Source organism: Terribacillus halophilus, assembly GCF_900101385.1.
GTDB classification, from domain to species: Bacteria; Bacillota; Bacilli; order Bacillales; family Amphibacillaceae; genus Terribacillus; species Terribacillus halophilus.
Window position 1 is genome coordinate 139,634 of the sequence record NZ_FMZB01000008.1, and the last position, 14,570, is coordinate 154,203.

Sequence of the window (14,570 nt, forward strand, 5' to 3'; positions counted from 1 at the left end):
GAAGCAGAGATGGAGACATTGCTATGGGGTATATTCCCCTACATCGTCGCTACGATATTCATTGGCGGGCATATCTATCGGTATCAGAAGGATCAGTTCGGCTGGACGACAAAGTCCAGTGAATTATTGGAGAAACGTAGATTGCGCGTCGGTTCCTTGCTCTTTCATTGGGGATTGATGATGGTATTCGGCGGTCACGTAATGGGGCTTTTGATTCCCATAGATTTCTATATGAGATTGGGTGTTTCCGAGCATACCTATCATATGATGGCTATTGTATTCGGGATACCGGCTGGCATTGCAACCTTTATCGGAGTGGGGCTGCTCGCGTACCGAAGATTCAGCTTTAAGCGGCTGCGTGCGACGTCGACAACGTCTGACTGGGTGACGTTGGTTTTATTGCTGCTTGTCATTGCGACAGGTCTCTTGGCAACGACATTCAATGTCGATTCACATGGCTTTGATTACCGGACGACAATCGCACCGTGGCTTCGCGGCTTGTTTATCTTCCGCGTGCAGCCGGAGCTGATGGCGTCCGTTCCGGTATGGTTCAAAATTCATATTTTCATGACGTTCGTTTTATATATCGCGTGGCCATTTACCAGATTGGTACATGCTTTCAGTTTCCCGGTTCGTTACTTATCCAGAAGTTATGTGATTTATAAAAGAAAAGTATCCGTCAAATAAAGGAGCGCATGCTTATGCCAGTGCAAATGGAAGAATTCACTGCTTTGAAAGCTGAACTGCAAACAGGAAAAGCACCAAAAGAAGTCATCAGGCGCCTGGAAGATATGTCGACTGGTACTGATGATTCCCTCAGACTTCGAATCTATCACCTGCTGGCGGGCTATCATGCGAGCAGCCGTCAATACGAACAAACCATCCTGCATTGTCAGCGTGCCATCCGTTTGGCGGAAGTGGTATCGGGTCCGGATTTATCACTTATCATCGACTCCTATCTCATCTACGCAGCGATGGAGACGAGTTACAAACAAACAGCCGCGGCCAGGGTGGAGTTGGCGAAGCTACTTCTTTTCCTGGAGAAACGGCAATTCAAGGACGCTTTTGTTTCGGGGAAAATATATCTCCAGCTTGCCAAAACAGCGATTGCCGAGGAACAGATTGATTTGGCCATTCGCGAGTTGAAGGAAAGTGCCAGCTTCTTCAAGCAAGCAGCCGCTGATCTGCACCCGGCAGTTCAGCAAGTGCTGCATTTGCTTGTCCAAGTCTATGAAGAGGCAGGACTATATGAAGAAGCACAAACTCTTGTGAAAGAACAGATCAAAGAAATGATGCGTCTGCAAGCAAGGAAACGTGAGCTCGCGTGGCGCATCAGACAAGGAGAACTTTTCTTCTACACCGATTTAAAGAAGGCGCGGCGCATTCTATCCAAGGCATTGCAGCTAACAGAACAAGCTGATGAAACGGAACTATCTGTGCGTGTATATGTGCTGCTTGGCGAGATAGATGAAGAGATGCGGCAATTTCCGCGAGCTATCTCGTACTATGAACGCGCCAGATCAGCAGGGAAAGCAGCCGATCAGCTCATGAGCTACCTGGAAATCAAGATTGGCTTGCTTGCCATGAAAGCAGGGCATATAGAGAAAGCGAAACGTTACTTGGAAAACATTCCTCCACACACACCTGCATCGATACAAGACCCAGCATTATATGCATTGGCCACGTTGTATGGACAAGAAAAGGAGTATGGGAGAGGGAGGCATATACTAAAGAAGCTGCTTTCAGGAAGGCAAGAGGAAACAAAGATGCGTGCAGATGCCTTGCAACTATTAGCTTCGTTCGAATTTGAGCTGCATCATATCGGGGAGGCAATCCGTCTTTTCGAGGATGCTTCGGGTATTTATCGAAAAAATTCCCATCATCGATTTGAGCAAGCCATGACAATGCTGAAGCTAGGGGGTAGTTATGAAGAAATAGGTGATCAGAAACAAGCAGCCATTTGTTATGAAGAAGCGGTGGCGGTAATGGAAAAAACACGCCATAGGCAGGGGATAGAAGAAGCGCTGGCGCAGATTCTTCGATTCTACGAAAAAAACGAGAATCCCTTGAAGCGCTATATCTATGAGAACAAATTAGTGAAATGGCAGTTGGAAAAAATCCGTTAAAGATGACTTTAGCGGATTTTTTATATGTTTATGTGTGACATATTTCACAGACTCTATTCATGAAAGGGAGTAAGATGAAGGCAAGAAACAAAGGAGATGGCATACATGAAACGACTAACAGATAAATTTGGACGCCCTTTGCAGGATTTGCGTATCTCTGTCATCGACCGGTGTAATTTCAGATGTACTTATTGTATGCCTCGTGAGATATTCGGAAAAGATTTCCCGTTTTTGCCCAAAGATTATTTGCTTACTTTCGATGAAATAGTACGTCTGGCCAGTATCTTCACAAGTCTGGGAGTCCGGAAGATTCGTCTCACAGGGGGAGAGCCGTTGCTGAGACGAAACCTGCCGCAACTGATCAGCAGGCTTACATCTTTATCGGGATTGGAAGATATCGGACTGACAACGAATGGTCTGCTGCTCGGCTCACAGGCAACTGATCTGAAACAAGCAGGATTAGATCGCGTGAATGTCAGCTTGGATGCGCTGGATGATAGCTTGCTTCGTTCCATCAACGACACGGGAATCGGTCCTGACCGCATAATAGCCAGCATAGAAAAAGCTAGATTGTCAGGGCTGGAAGTGAAGGTGAACATGGTGGTAATCAAAGGAAAGAACGAACAGGAAGTCCTGCCTATGGCCGCTTATTTTCGTGAAGCCGGTGTCACGCTTCGGTTTATTGAATTCATGGATGTCGGGCAGACGAATGGCTGGAATTTTGACAAAGTCGTTCCCAAACAGCAAATTCATGACTTGCTCGATACGCATTTTGGATTGGAGCCGCTGGAGCCTGCTTATAACGGGGAAGTAGCCAAGCGTTATCGCTATCAAAATAGTCAATCGGAAGTGGGTTTCATCACTTCAGTATCGGAGTCCTTTTGTTCAGGATGTACAAGGGCACGAATAGCAGCGGATGGGAAAATGTACAACTGCTTGTTTGCAACTGGTGGAGTGGATTTCAGGACATTACTCCGTAACGGTGCAACAGAGGAAGAATTAAAACAGCTGATCACTCAAACGTGGGCATGCCGTTCAGATAGATATTCAGATGAAAGAACAGCAGAAACCGTTCGCACCAGGAAAAAAATCGAGATGTCCTATATTGGCGGATGAAGAAAGGGCGAGCTTAGATGGAAGATCGATATGCCAGGCAGAAAGCGTGGTCAGGTATTGGACATGATGGTCAAGAACAAATTCGGCAAAAGCATGTTCTGATTGTAGGCTGCGGAGCACTTGGGACAGCGAATGCTGAAACACTCACACGAGCTGGAGTCGGCAAATTGAGTCTCATTGATCGAGACTATGTGGAATATACCAATTTGCAGCGCCAGCAGCTATTCACGGAAGCTGATGCTGCAAAAGCGATACCAAAAGCAATTGCAGCCAGAAATCATCTGCAAGCAATAAACGAAAACGTGGATGTACAGGCACATGTGATGGAAGCAACGAAGCAGACATTGCCGTCTTTAGTGGATGATGTGGATGTGGTGATTGATGCAACAGACAACTTCGATACAAGGTACGTGTTGAATGACATCTTGCTTCAGCGTAATATACCGTGGATTTTCGGCTCCTGTGCGGGAAGCGCAGGAATGAGCTATACCATCCTGCCGGGGCAGACCCCGTGCTTTCATTGTCTTTTCAAGCAAGCTGAGGGCGGTGCGACTTGTGATAAGGAAGGGATCATTGGTCCGGCAGTCCAGATGGTAGCAGCGCACCAAACGGCAGAAGCTTTGAAGCTGCTTGTAGGAGCAGATACTGCGTTGCGGTCAACCATGATGATGTTTGATTTGTGGTCGAACCATTATCGCCAAATCGATATGCAAGCTGCGCGACAGGAAAGCTGTCCATCCTGCGGGAAGGATCCTACTTATCCGTCACTGCTTCAAGATCCGCTGCGGGCAGCGGCATTATGCGGCAGAGATACAGTTCTTATCCGGCGGCATCCGGTGAATCTGGATGTCTTGGAGTCGTTGCTTCCGGACATATCAGTGAAAAATGAACATCTGATTGTAGCGGGATATGCGCATTTGCGATTTGTCTTTTTCTGTGATGGACGAACGCTCATACACGGCACCAATTCTGTCGCAGAAGCCAAACGACTTTATTACCAACTAGTGGGGTGAAAAAAATGCAAGTGGAAAAAAGAAGACCAATCCATGTCGGCGAAGCGATATGCCGGGTCATGCGTTATGCAGATAAAGGCGGAGTGGAAAGGGTTCCAATCGAGGAAAGTTACAATCGCGTATTAGCTAATCCCTTGACAGCGACTCATCCGGTCCCTCCGTTCCATAAGTCACCTTATGATGGTTATGCAATCCGGGCTTGTGATACAAAAGGAATCTCGCGTAAATACCCGAGGCGTTTTGAAGTCGTTGCCACAATTGGAGCAGGTTATTTATTTAACGGAGTAGTCGAACGTAATCAGGCGGTTCGAATCATGACAGGAGCTGCAATACCAACAGGCTGTGATGCTGTCGTGATGCTGGAGAAAGGAAAAGCCCTTCAGAAGGCAGGCAAGCAATTTGTCGAATTGAAACATCCAGTGGCAGCAGATGAGAATATTTCCTTCAAAGGCGAGGATGCAAGGGAAGGAAGTGTACTTGTACAGGAAGGACAACGAATCAATCCCGGCGTGACAGCACTGCTGGCCACATTTGGATATGCCCAAGTGCCAGTGGTTAAAAAACCGGTGATCGGCATCCTTTCAACGGGAAGCGAACTGCTTGATATCGGGGATGAAATGGAGCCGGGCAAAATTCGCAATAGCAACGCGGCAATGCTGCAGGCGCAAATCCAACGAGCTGGCGGGGAGGCGGTGTATTTTGGCCAATGTCCGGATGATTTGGAGAAGAGTCTGAAACGTGTAAAACAAGCGTTTGAACAAGTAGACATGCTGCTTACTACCGGAGGTGTTTCAGTAGGTGATTTCGATTACTTGCCGGTCATCTATGAACGGATGCAGGCAGATGTCCTGTTCAATAAAATTGCCATGCGACCTGGAAGTGTCACGACCGCTGCTGTGAAGGATAAGAAGTTGTTGTTCGGTCTATCCGGTAATCCTTCTGCTTGCTATGTCGGATTCGAATTATATGTTTATCCGGTGATTCGGGCATTTCTTCATTCGAAGACACCTTATCATCAGAAAGCATGCGCTTATCTTGGTGTCAGTTTTCCAAAGCCAAATCCTTATGATCGATTTGTGCGCGGCAGCATCTCGATAGTAGAAGGAGCGCTTCAGGCGACGCCAGTAGGGTTGGATAAGTCAAATTCGGTCACGTCACTTTCCGGAGCGGATTGTCTGATCATGCTGCCGCGTGGAACTGTCGGATACGATCGGGGAGCACGTGTGACCGTCATCTTGCTGGAGAATGACAGCGGCACAACCTGGAGCGGATTCAAACAAGTGACGTCCAAATACGATGGGAGTGAGCGATATGGATAAGGAATGCTATTGCGTTACAGAAGCACCAATTCCAGTGGATCAGGTCATCTGCCGGGTGCAAGCCAGGGATACCGGGGCAATCACTACTTTTATCGGGACTGTCCGGGAATGGACGAAAGGCAGGAGGACGCTGTATCTCGAGTACCAGGCTTATATACCGATGGCAGTTCGGATGCTGAAGCAGATCGGAGATGAAATCAAAGAAAGATGGCCGGGAACGGAAACTGCTATCACCCACAGAATCGGAAGGCTGGAGATCGGGGAGGCTGCAGTGGTCATCGCTGTTTCTTCCTCTCATCGGAAAGCAGCTTATGATGCGAATGCCTTTGCAATCGAGCGTATCAAAGAAATGGTCCCGATTTGGAAGAAAGAACATTGGGAAGATGGCGAGACGTGGATAGGCAATCAGGCAGGCAACATTGCCTATCCCGACAGGCAGCCGTTTTCAAAGGGGAGTTGAGATGAATGATTAGGGTATTATTGTTTGCGCACTTACAGGAGTCGGTAGGAGAATCCATGCTCGAAGTGCGAGGCGATATACAATCAGTTGGCACGTTGAAGGAATGGCTGGCGGAACATTACCCGTTGCCAGGGATAAGGCAAGTGATGACGGCGGTGAATGAGGCTTATGCAACAGATGAGACTGCCCTTCAATCAGGTGATACTGTTGCGTTCATCCCGCCTGTCAGCGGTGGATGATCATGCGCATCCTTCAAGTTGTTGGTTTCAAGGACAGTGGAAAAACAACGCTTGTTTGTCGCCTGGTTAAAAAATTCACGACAGAAGGGCTTAAGGTCGGGTCCCTGAAACACCATGGACACGGCGGGAAACCAAAAGGCTGGCAGGAAACGGATAGCGCCAAGCATCTGCAAGCCGGCGCAATGCTTGCTGGAGTGGAGGGGGCAGGTGTATTCGAATTGGAAACTTCTTCGTCGGAATGGGAGTTGGAGAAACTCATTCCAATCTACCAATATGCAGGTGTCGAAATACTGATTATCGAGGGCTACAAGCAAGCGGCTTATCCCAAAATCGTTTTGCTGCGATATCCGGAAGAGCTAGCATTGCTCGAGAGCGTGACGAATTGCGTGGCAGTTGTGTCCGATGAACAGGAAGCAAGGAAGTCTTCCTACCCGGTCTACAGCTATAGAGATACAGGAGATCTGCTGGCATCAATTGATATTGCAGATCTCTAGTGGACAGTTTTCGCAAGCAATTTGTTGTTTTAGATAGTGCATATCGGTGATGACGATGTGATGGCTACTCGTCATTTGGATTACACCCTGTTTCCTAAGGTCAGCCAGCATCCGATTGACACTTTCGCGTGTGGCGGCGCAGAATTTCGCCAGCTCTTGGTTTGTCATTACCAGGTTGATCCGTATACCTGATTCTGTCTGGGTTCCGTAGCTGTTCGCTAGACGAATCAAGGTGGAATAGAGGGCACCCTTCTTTCCGTTCAACAGCAGATCACGGATTTTGGATTGGAATTTGCGCATATGGTTATTGACCCATTTCAAGTACTCGAAAGTTAAGTGCCCATTTGTCATCAGTGCTTCTTCCAAGACATGTTTCTTGATGACGAAAACTTCACCGGATTCCAGCACAAGGGAGCTTAATAGATAGGTTGGCTGATCTCCGAATAATGTCAGCTCTCCCATGATGTCTTCTTTACGGCAGATCCGAAGAATCATTTCCTTTCCATCGGCCGTCAGCTTGTTGATTTGGATAAGGCCGCTTTTGAGGATATAGATCTCATCGGCAGTATCGCCTTCATGAAATAAATAGGTATCTTTTTCAATTTTCCGTTCGGTACCAAGACTGTGGAGCAGCCCGCGAAGCTCACTGGATATTCGATACCCTTCGTTGTTTGGCTGATGCAGTATATTCGCTTGCACGTTATCCCTCTCCTTTCGGTACATTGTTACTGCTATTTTACCATGGTAAAAGAAGCCTGCTTGTGAAGGAATTTACAAATTTATGACGGAAGGAGATGACGATTGTGGGAAGTTTCGTCGGAATTGTGTTGGCAGGAGGACAGTCACGGCGCTTCGGTTCGCCAAAAGCATTTGCCAAAACAGGCGGTAAGTATTTTTACCAGTATGCGATGGCAGCCTTGGAGCCAGTGACAGAGCAAGCGGTAGTAGTAACAAATCCGTCTTTATATGAAATGTTTGCGTCCCGGGGAGTAAAGTGCGTGAATGATCTTTCAGAATTCCGCCAAAAAGGACCGTTGGCAGGGCTATATACGGGGATGCAATACGTGAAATCGGATTGGTATATCGTCGTGCCAACCGACCTGCCGTGTCTGACTTCTTCTATCCTTTGCATGCTCAAAGCATATGCCGTCTCAACTTGTGAAGCGGTTGTTCCGATTATAAATGGGAAACCAGAGCCCCTTGTCGGTCTTTATCATGCAGGTACGATGCCAATCATCAACAAGCGGTTAAGAGAAGAAAAGCTTTCCATGAAAGGATTGCTGGAAGCCTTGCATGTCTGTTATGTAGACATGCTGGCATTAACAGCTTTTTGGAATATCAATTACAAACATGAACTGGACAAATTGGAGGGAAAAACATGACCATACAGAACCAGGATCGTATTTCGAGTATCGTCATCACCGTAAGTGACTCGCGGAATGAGTTCAATGACATCAGCGGGCAAACGATGCGGGAAATGCTTCATCAAGCAGGGCATCGAGTTGCTGCATACTGCATCGTTCCAGATGAAAAAGAGGAGATTCAGCAAGCGATTTTGGATGCGTCTGCAAACGATGATGTACGCATCATCTTATTGAATGGAGGGACAGGAATCGCCAAACGAGATGTGACAATCGAAACGGTCCAGCGTTTGATGGAGAAGGAGATGCCGGGGTTTGGTGAACTGTTTCGATTGCTTAGTTTTCAGGAAGATATCGGTTCTGCCAGCTTCCTCTCCTGTGCCACTGCCGGCACGCTCGGCAATAAGGCGATATTCTGTACACCGGGGTCTCCGAAAGCTGTCCGGCTCGCCATGGAACGATTGATCCTGCCAGAGCTTAGCCATGTTGTGGCTGAAATCGATAAAGGAGGGGAACGGGTATGAAAATACGGAAACTGATTAGTATGCTTGTATTCGTGCTGTTGCTGGTGGCAACGGGATGCAGCCATGCAGCAGGAACGGCGGAAACGAAACAGGAAACGGAGTTGACGATATCCGCTGCGGCAAGCTTGCAAGATTCCCTTGAAGAAATAAAACAACTTTATGAATCTCGGCATCCTGAGATAAAACTTCAGTTCAATTTTGGCGGATCGGGTTCCCTCCAGCAGCAAATCAGTAAAGGTGCTCCTGTTGATTTGTTTTTCGCAGCAGCGGCAGATAAATTCAATAAGTTGAAGGATGAAGGAATGATTGATGAAACTCATGCGGCAGATTTGCTCGGGAATGACTTGGTACTGGTTGTGCTGAAGGATGAAAAAGGTTTTACCGAAATGGCGGATGTACAAGGTGCGGATACTTTGGCGATGGGTACGGTGGAGACAGTTCCCGCTGGAGCTTATGCAAAAGAAACCCTGACAAATATGCAGCTGTGGAAAACAATGGAGCCGCACATTGTCTACACGAAGGACGTACGGCAGGTTTTGCAATACGTAGAGACAGGCAATGCAGATGCTGGGATGGTGTATAAAACGGATGCCCTGACCTCCAGCAAAGTCAAGATAGCTGCCATCGCTCCGTCTGATACACATGAGTCGATCGTCTATCCCGTGGGTGTGTTGAAGGATTCAACACATAAAGAAGCAGCTGTCGCATTTTATGATTTTCTTCAGACAGAGGAAGCTTTACAGGTGTTTGAAGATGACGGCTTTACTATCAACTGAAACTTTTTGGATGCCGGTTTGGTTATCGGTAAAGGTGACGTTCTGTGCCGGACTGCTGGTTATTATAGCTGGAACCTTCGTTGGCAGGCTGATGGCACACGCCAAGTTCAAAGGCAGGGCGATAGTCGAAACGATCTTGATGCTGCCGATTGTGCTTCCGCCAACTGTCATTGGATTTTTACTGATTACCTTGCTTGGCAGGAATAGCATGCTTGGTATAGGTTTGGAGTGGGTTCTGCAGAAACAAGTCATCTTTACTTGGCTGGCAGCTGTAGTGGCAGCGACCGTGGTGGCATTCCCACTTATGTATCATGCTGCAAAGATCGGTTTTCAAGGTGATGTGCAAGCGGCTGAGGAAGCTGCACGTATCGATGGAGCTGGTCGTTGGCAAGTATTCTGGTACGTATCCATCCCGCTGGCCAAACGTGCACTGCTCAGTGGCGCCATCTTGGCATTTGCCAGAGCCCTGGGAGAATTCGGTGCCACCTTCATGTTCGCAGGGAATATCCCAGGGAAAACCCAGACAATCCCGACAGCGATCTATATCGCATTGGAGGCGGGGGAGGTGCAACTGGCATGGTTATGGGTGGTCCTGCTGATTGGTTTATCTTTCTTGATGTTATGGATGGTGCGGAAAAATGATTAGGAGGGAACAAGCATGGAAAATTCTTTTACCCATTTTAATGAGCAAGCGAGAGCGCATATGGTGGACGTGACAAATAAGCAGCCGACGGCTCGAAAGGCAATTGCAAGGACTAGTGTACGAATGAATGAAGATGTCTATCGCTCCATCACGGAACTCCGGAACAAAAAAGGAGATGTATTGGCAGTTGCACAAGTAGCTGGAGTCATGGGCGCAAAACAGACTTCGAATCTCATTCCGATGTGTCATCCTATTCCGGTCGGAGCTGTGGATATACAATTCCAATGGAAGCAGGACAATGATATTCATATCTTATGCATTCAATCAGAGGTGAAAACAACTGGACTTACTGGTGTGGAAATGGAAGCGTTGACTGCGGCAAGCACCGTCGCATTGACTATATATGATATGTGTAAAGCTGTGGATAAACGAATTACGATTGGAGAGCTTTATCTCCAAGAGAAGAGCGGTGGGAAGAGTGGAGACTTCAAACGTTAAACCGGACGCAGCGAGGTCATCGAGGCAGTTTACTTCATGGCTGGAGAATGTATGGTACTTGGTAAAGGGACGTGTCCTGATTGCTAATACACTACCTGCGTTGCTCGGATTTTGGTTATGCTTACAAATGCAAAACCTCGATTTTTTGGAATATGCCGGCACTTTCATGCTTCTTTGGGCAGGCTGTATGCTGCTTATTGCAGGGGCTCTTATTTGGAATAATTGGATTGAATCAGAAATAGATAAGCAGATGCAGCGTACACAGAAACGTCCGACTGTTACAGGCAGTATGTCATCTGGATCCATTATAGGGCTCGGTATTTTAACAACCGCAGCCGGCAGTGCGATACTTCTATACTTACAAGTGGAGGCATTTTTGTATGGAATGATTGGCTGGTTTTTGTATGTGGTCTGTTATACAGTATGGACAAAAAGACGTTACACATGGAACACACTCATCGGAAGCTTGTCGGGAGCGGTTACTCCCTTGATCGGTTGGGCAGTTCTGAACCCGCAGCTGGCTTTTGCGCCGATTGCATTTGTACTACTTTTGTTTTTATGGCAGGTTCCGCATACCTATGCAATCGTATGCAGAAGATACCGCGATTACGAAGCATCTGGATTGTCGATGCTCCCTGTAGTCAAAGGAATAAAGGAAACGCGATATCATATGGGCTTCTACCTCATACTACTACTTTTATCAATTCCGCTCTTTCCGCTGGCAAGCGGCGGAAAGCTGATCAGTCTGCTGCTCACTGCTGCTTGGCTGCTGCAAACCGTGCTCGGGGGGCGTCAATCCAATCAGCAACGTTGGGCAACTATTAATTTTCAGTTGTCCATCATATACTTGCAAGTTCACCTGCTGTTATTCTTCTTAGCATATGTATGAAGCCGGGCAGCAAGCCCGGCTTTTCCAGTTAGCAACTGAATGCTGCGACACGATTGAGGTCGATGCCGAAATACTGCCAGCGGAACTGCTGCGGTCGCCAACGGAAACCGGCAATGGAGGTACGTCCGACAAAGACAGGGTAGTACCAGAAACGCTGTCCGTTTTCTAGCTGTATATAAGTGTACCGGAAAAGGCAAAATCTGATTCCGCCCGGATCAACAGCAAAGGCAGAAGGACCGCCGCTTACTGACTGCAGCTGCGGAATTTGGGATGGAGGAGGACCGGGAGGAGGACCGAATTGACCTTGCTGTCCGCCTTGCCCGCCAGCTCCTGGAGGAGGTCCAAATGGAAATCCGCCTTGCCCGCCTCCAAAACCAGGTCCGCCGAAGCCAGGACCACCGGTGCCGGGGCCGCCAAATCCAGGTCCGCCTGGAAACTGGATTTGCCGTTGCTGATTTTGTTTATCGTCGTTTTCGTTGTACATCATCATTCTCCCTTCTTGCTTCTTCTTCATCGTATGTAGGCCCTTGTGTAAGGGTAGCTTGCCTATCCTATTTTTACTGGTTTCTCTCATATACGCCTTGAGTATAGCTCTTAAAATAGGAGAAGAAGGCGGTTATAACCGACAAACGAGAATCAAATCATGAAAGTAAAAGGGGGGCTTTATCCGGGTAGGCTGCGTTGTCGGCAACATCATATATGCAAGTATTGCATTCATCGTTTTTCTGCTACGAATCACGTTAGCAGCAGAAGTGAGAAGTCCTTGTCGACAAAGGACAATGGGCTGCTTATCATTGGATGGGGATTTATGAATTTTTCAGTGGCGTTTCCGAAGTTTCATGTATCGTTTCAAAACAGCGGAAATGAACGGACCGGCTGTATTGATCTTATCAGCAGGGGCATTGTTTTTGGTGTAGTTGGTTCATTTTTCATCCTGACAGCAATCCAGTCAGGTCCAGACAAGGAAAAAGGATTGGACGGTGCGCGCGCTGAAGTTTCACAGCAGCCATTCGGACGATGGCTTCTTGGAATTGTCTCTAGTGGATTCATTCTGTTCGGGGTATCAGCCTCTAGGAGAAGATGGGTCTGGGAAAAAGCATAAAGATATTAATACTTTTTTGGAAAAAGGGAAAGCTACAAAACAGAAGAGTGAAAAGGCTTTTATTATGTCGTTTTTTTGAATATATAATAGGAAATGAAAAAAAATATTAACGTGTGTGAAATAACTTTTGACAAGTTCTCTAAGTAGGAGTAAAGTTGTAGGTGGATATTTTGAGCAATTTGTGAACGTACAGTTGTGAACAAATTCACAACGAAGTATAATGTTTACGTATAAATATAATGCATTGCCATAGCAAAGGAGAATACGTTATGTCAGAAACAAACGAAAGTGTTAGCCAGAGCCAACAAGACCTAGTTGACCAATTGCTAAAACCTGAAGTACAAGAATCATTGACTTCCCTGATCGAACAGCTGCCAAAGATCAATGAACTTGTGAACGCTTTGACTGCTTCTTACGACTTCGCGCAAGCGGTAGCAACAGACGATGTGTTGAAATCCGATACAGTTAATGCAATTTCAGAAGTGCTCCACCCAGTGACGGACTCCGTGAAATCAGTTGCTCAAACAGCAATCGAAGCAAAGGATCGCGCGGAAGCAAGCAACGAAACGATCGGCCTATTTGGATTGCTTCGTCTGATGAAAGATCCACAAGCGCAGAAGATGTTCCGTTTTGTTCAAAGCTATTTGGAAGTAGCGAACGAAAAAGAAAGACAAAAACAAAAATAAGAGCATAAAGGTAAGGACGGAGGATTAAGTATGGCAAAGAATATCGTTATTTTAGGCGCCGGTTACGGCGGAGTCTTAGCCGCTCAAACCGTACGTAAGTATTACAGCAAAGCACAAGCGAATGTAACACTTATCAATAAAACACCGACACATCAAATCATCACTGAGCTTCACCGTCTTGCAGCGGGCAGCATTTCCGAGCAAGCAGTGGCAATGCCTGTAACGAAGCTTTTGAAAGGTTTGGATGTAGACTTCAAAGTTGCAACAGTGGAAAGCTTCAATGTCGACAAGAAAGAAGTTGTCCTTGAAGGCGGCAGCACACTTTCCTATGATGCGTTGGTTGTAGGTCTTGGCAGCAAGACTGCCTACTTCGGCATTCCTGGATTGGAAGAAAACAGCCTTGTTCTGAAATCCGTAGACGATGCAAACAAAGTATTCAACCAAATCCAAGATAAAATCAAAGCATATGCAGCTTCCAAAAACCCTGCAGATGCAACGATCCTTATCGGCGGCGGCGGTTTGACTGGTGTTGAGCTAGTTGGCGAAATCGCGGACAAGCTTGCTTCTTATTGCTTGCCTCTTGGCGTAGATCCGAAAGAAATCAAGCTGCAGCTGGTCGAAGCTGGTCCGAAGATCCTTCCGATGCTTCCGCAGCACCTTATCGATCGTGCACAATCCAGCTTGGAAAAACGCGGCGTGGAATTCCTGCTTGGCTTGCCAGTAACGAACGTGGAAGGCAATGTCGTGGAATTGAAAGATGGTCAGAAAATCGAAACGAACACATTCGTTTGGACTGGTGGCGTTCAAGCCCTTCCGATGGTTGCGGAATCCGGTTTGGAAACAGACCGCGGCCGTGCGACTGTGAACGAATACTTGCAGTCCAAGAGCCATCAAGATGTCTTTGTTGTCGGTGACAGTGCAGTTTACTTCGGTGAAGACGGTCGCCCTTGGCCGCCAACAGCACAGATCGCTTGGCAAATGGGTGAGCTAGTGGGCTATAACCTATTCGCTTATCTGGAAGGAAAAACAATGGAAAGCTTCAGCCCGATCAACTCCGGTACACTTGCAAGCCTTGGCCGCAAGGATGCTGTAGCATTTGTCGGTGCTAACCAAACACCATTGAAAGGCCTTCCGGCAACAATGATGAAAGAAGCAAGTAACATCCGTTACTTGACTCACGTTAAAGGTCTATTCAGCTTAGCTTACTAAAATAAAAAAGACACTTCCTCTAGACTGACATAGCGATGTGAGACACAAATAAAACACCCTTATTAGGCTGCCATGCCACCAAACTCTTTTGGTGTGTGGTAGCCTAATTTTTCTT

Annotated in this window: 19 protein-coding genes; 17 read left to right on the forward strand and 2 right to left on the reverse strand. The window is 47.1% G+C overall.

What is annotated here, in order from left to right; genetic code table 11:
* The first annotated feature begins 9 nt into the window (after nucleotides 1-9).
* From narI to mobB, 8 genes are all read left to right on the forward strand, one after another.
* On the forward strand, nucleotides 10-687 hold the full coding sequence (narI, locus tag BLQ53_RS14315) for a respiratory nitrate reductase subunit gamma (protein WP_093727982.1): 678 nt from the start codon (nucleotides 10-12) through the stop codon (nucleotides 685-687).
* 14 nt (nucleotides 688-701) lie between these two features.
* Nucleotides 702-2,126, forward strand: coding sequence for a tetratricopeptide repeat protein (locus BLQ53_RS14320; protein ID WP_093727983.1), 1,425 nt, complete (start codon nucleotides 702-704; stop codon nucleotides 2,124-2,126).
* Between the two features lie 96 nt (nucleotides 2,127-2,222).
* A complete protein-coding gene (moaA, locus tag BLQ53_RS14325) occupies nucleotides 2,223-3,242 on the forward strand; it encodes a GTP 3',8-cyclase MoaA (protein ID WP_093727984.1) in 1,020 nt (339 codons plus the stop codon).
* Between the two features lie 17 nt (nucleotides 3,243-3,259).
* Nucleotides 3,260-4,255 carry a ThiF family adenylyltransferase gene (locus BLQ53_RS14330; RefSeq protein WP_093727985.1) on the forward strand — a complete coding sequence of 332 codons (996 nt, stop codon included), beginning with the start codon at nucleotides 3,260-3,262 and terminating at the stop codon, nucleotides 4,253-4,255.
* Nucleotides 4,256-4,260: 5 nt separating this feature from the next.
* Nucleotides 4,261-5,574, forward strand: coding sequence for a molybdopterin molybdotransferase MoeA (locus BLQ53_RS14335; RefSeq protein WP_093727986.1), 1,314 nt, complete (start codon nucleotides 4,261-4,263; stop codon nucleotides 5,572-5,574).
* Complete coding sequence (locus tag BLQ53_RS14340) at nucleotides 5,567-6,034, forward strand: molybdenum cofactor biosynthesis protein MoaE (protein WP_093727987.1); 468 nt, start codon at nucleotides 5,567-5,569, stop codon at nucleotides 6,032-6,034. Before BLQ53_RS14335 ends, BLQ53_RS14340 begins: the two co-directional genes overlap by 8 nt.
* Before the next feature lie 5 nt (nucleotides 6,035-6,039).
* Entirely contained in the window at nucleotides 6,040-6,273 is a 234-nt protein-coding gene (gene moaD, locus BLQ53_RS14345) for a molybdopterin converting factor subunit 1 (RefSeq protein WP_093727988.1), read from the forward strand.
* A 2-nt stretch (nucleotides 6,274-6,275) separates the two neighbouring features.
* The gene (gene mobB / locus BLQ53_RS14350; RefSeq protein ID WP_170829708.1) at nucleotides 6,276-6,767 is read left to right on the forward strand and encodes a molybdopterin-guanine dinucleotide biosynthesis protein B; all 492 of its coding nucleotides are present in this window, start codon (nucleotides 6,276-6,278) and stop codon (nucleotides 6,765-6,767) included.
* Here mobB and BLQ53_RS14355 read toward each other — a convergent pair.
* On the reverse strand, nucleotides 6,744-7,466 hold the full coding sequence (locus BLQ53_RS14355) for a Crp/Fnr family transcriptional regulator (RefSeq protein WP_425288308.1): 723 nt from the start codon (nucleotides 7,464-7,466) through the stop codon (nucleotides 6,744-6,746). The genes mobB and BLQ53_RS14355 overlap by 24 nt on opposite strands.
* Nucleotides 7,467-7,570: 104 nt before the next feature.
* Here BLQ53_RS14355 and BLQ53_RS14360 point away from each other — a divergent pair, with 104 nt between their 5' ends.
* The 6 genes from BLQ53_RS14360 to cyoE are packed head-to-tail and all read left to right on the forward strand — an operon-like array spanning nucleotide 7,571 to nucleotide 11,458.
* Nucleotides 7,571-8,149 (forward strand): molybdenum cofactor guanylyltransferase, encoded by a 579-nt coding sequence (locus BLQ53_RS14360; RefSeq protein ID WP_170829709.1) that lies wholly within the window; start codon nucleotides 7,571-7,573, stop codon nucleotides 8,147-8,149.
* Nucleotides 8,146-8,652 (forward strand): MogA/MoaB family molybdenum cofactor biosynthesis protein, encoded by a 507-nt coding sequence (locus tag BLQ53_RS14365; RefSeq protein ID WP_093727992.1) that lies wholly within the window; start codon nucleotides 8,146-8,148, stop codon nucleotides 8,650-8,652. The genes BLQ53_RS14360 and BLQ53_RS14365 overlap by 4 nt, the downstream gene beginning before the upstream one ends.
* A gap of 2 nt (nucleotides 8,653-8,654) precedes the next feature.
* A complete protein-coding gene (modA, locus tag BLQ53_RS14370; RefSeq protein WP_170829713.1) occupies nucleotides 8,655-9,428 on the forward strand; it encodes a molybdate ABC transporter substrate-binding protein in 774 nt (257 codons plus the stop codon).
* Complete coding sequence (gene modB / locus BLQ53_RS14375) at nucleotides 9,406-10,074, forward strand: molybdate ABC transporter permease subunit (RefSeq protein WP_093727994.1); 669 nt, start codon at nucleotides 9,406-9,408, stop codon at nucleotides 10,072-10,074. Before modA ends, modB begins: the two co-directional genes overlap by 23 nt.
* A 12-nt stretch (nucleotides 10,075-10,086) precedes the next feature.
* The gene (moaC, locus tag BLQ53_RS14380; protein WP_093727995.1) at nucleotides 10,087-10,569 is read left to right on the forward strand and encodes a cyclic pyranopterin monophosphate synthase MoaC; all 483 of its coding nucleotides are present in this window, start codon (nucleotides 10,087-10,089) and stop codon (nucleotides 10,567-10,569) included.
* Nucleotides 10,550-11,458 carry a heme o synthase gene (gene cyoE, locus BLQ53_RS14385; protein ID WP_170829710.1) on the forward strand — a complete coding sequence of 303 codons (909 nt, stop codon included), beginning with the start codon at nucleotides 10,550-10,552 and terminating at the stop codon, nucleotides 11,456-11,458. Before moaC ends, cyoE begins: the two co-directional genes overlap by 20 nt.
* A 28-nt stretch (nucleotides 11,459-11,486) precedes the next feature.
* Here cyoE and BLQ53_RS14390 read toward each other — a convergent pair whose 3' ends face one another.
* Nucleotides 11,487-11,945 carry a hypothetical protein gene (locus tag BLQ53_RS14390; protein ID WP_425288309.1) on the reverse strand — a complete coding sequence of 153 codons (459 nt, stop codon included), beginning with the start codon at nucleotides 11,943-11,945 and terminating at the stop codon, nucleotides 11,487-11,489.
* A gap of 321 nt (nucleotides 11,946-12,266) precedes the next feature.
* On the opposite strand from BLQ53_RS14390, the gene BLQ53_RS19225 reads away from it, so the two are divergent.
* From BLQ53_RS19225 to BLQ53_RS14405, 3 genes are all read left to right on the forward strand, one after another.
* On the forward strand, nucleotides 12,267-12,560 hold the full coding sequence (locus tag BLQ53_RS19225; protein ID WP_244499358.1) for a DUF1206 domain-containing protein: 294 nt from the start codon (nucleotides 12,267-12,269) through the stop codon (nucleotides 12,558-12,560).
* 269 nt (nucleotides 12,561-12,829) lie between these two features.
* The gene (locus BLQ53_RS14400; RefSeq protein WP_093727998.1) at nucleotides 12,830-13,246 is read left to right on the forward strand and encodes a DUF1641 domain-containing protein; all 417 of its coding nucleotides are present in this window, start codon (nucleotides 12,830-12,832) and stop codon (nucleotides 13,244-13,246) included.
* A gap of 30 nt (nucleotides 13,247-13,276) precedes the next feature.
* A complete protein-coding gene (locus tag BLQ53_RS14405) occupies nucleotides 13,277-14,455 on the forward strand; it encodes an NAD(P)/FAD-dependent oxidoreductase (RefSeq protein WP_093727999.1) in 1,179 nt (392 codons plus the stop codon).
* The last annotated feature ends 115 nt before the right edge of the window (nucleotides 14,456-14,570 follow it).

What these genes read in the sequence shown, in the direction of transcription:
- narI (WP_093727982.1), top strand. Translation starts at nt 10, where the DNA reads ATGGAGACATTGCTATGGGGTATATTCCCCTACATCGTCGCTACGATA.
- BLQ53_RS14320 (WP_093727983.1), top strand. Translation starts at nt 702, where the DNA reads ATGCCAGTGCAAATGGAAGAATTCACTGCTTTGAAAGCTGAACTGCAA.
- moaA (WP_093727984.1), top strand. Translation starts at nt 2,223, where the DNA reads ATGGCATACATGAAACGACTAACAGATAAATTTGGACGCCCTTTGCAG.
- BLQ53_RS14330 (WP_093727985.1), top strand. Translation starts at nt 3,260, where the DNA reads ATGGAAGATCGATATGCCAGGCAGAAAGCGTGGTCAGGTATTGGACAT.
- BLQ53_RS14335 (WP_093727986.1), top strand. Translation starts at nt 4,261, where the DNA reads ATGCAAGTGGAAAAAAGAAGACCAATCCATGTCGGCGAAGCGATATGC.
- BLQ53_RS14340 (WP_093727987.1), top strand. Translation starts at nt 5,567, where the DNA reads ATGGATAAGGAATGCTATTGCGTTACAGAAGCACCAATTCCAGTGGAT.
- moaD (WP_093727988.1), top strand. Translation starts at nt 6,040, where the DNA reads ATGATTAGGGTATTATTGTTTGCGCACTTACAGGAGTCGGTAGGAGAA.
- mobB (WP_170829708.1), top strand. Translation starts at nt 6,276, where the DNA reads ATGCGCATCCTTCAAGTTGTTGGTTTCAAGGACAGTGGAAAAACAACG.
- BLQ53_RS14365 (WP_093727992.1), top strand. Translation starts at nt 8,146, where the DNA reads ATGACCATACAGAACCAGGATCGTATTTCGAGTATCGTCATCACCGTA.
- modB (WP_093727994.1), top strand. Translation starts at nt 9,406, where the DNA reads ATGACGGCTTTACTATCAACTGAAACTTTTTGGATGCCGGTTTGGTTA.
- moaC (WP_093727995.1), top strand. Translation starts at nt 10,087, where the DNA reads ATGGAAAATTCTTTTACCCATTTTAATGAGCAAGCGAGAGCGCATATG.
- BLQ53_RS14390 (WP_425288309.1), bottom strand. Translation starts at nt 11,945, where the DNA reads ATGATGTACAACGAAAACGACGATAAACAAAATCAGCAACGGCAAATC.
- BLQ53_RS19225 (WP_244499358.1), top strand. Translation starts at nt 12,267, where the DNA reads ATGAATTTTTCAGTGGCGTTTCCGAAGTTTCATGTATCGTTTCAAAAC.
- BLQ53_RS14400 (WP_093727998.1), top strand. Translation starts at nt 12,830, where the DNA reads ATGTCAGAAACAAACGAAAGTGTTAGCCAGAGCCAACAAGACCTAGTT.
- BLQ53_RS14405 (WP_093727999.1), top strand. Translation starts at nt 13,277, where the DNA reads ATGGCAAAGAATATCGTTATTTTAGGCGCCGGTTACGGCGGAGTCTTA.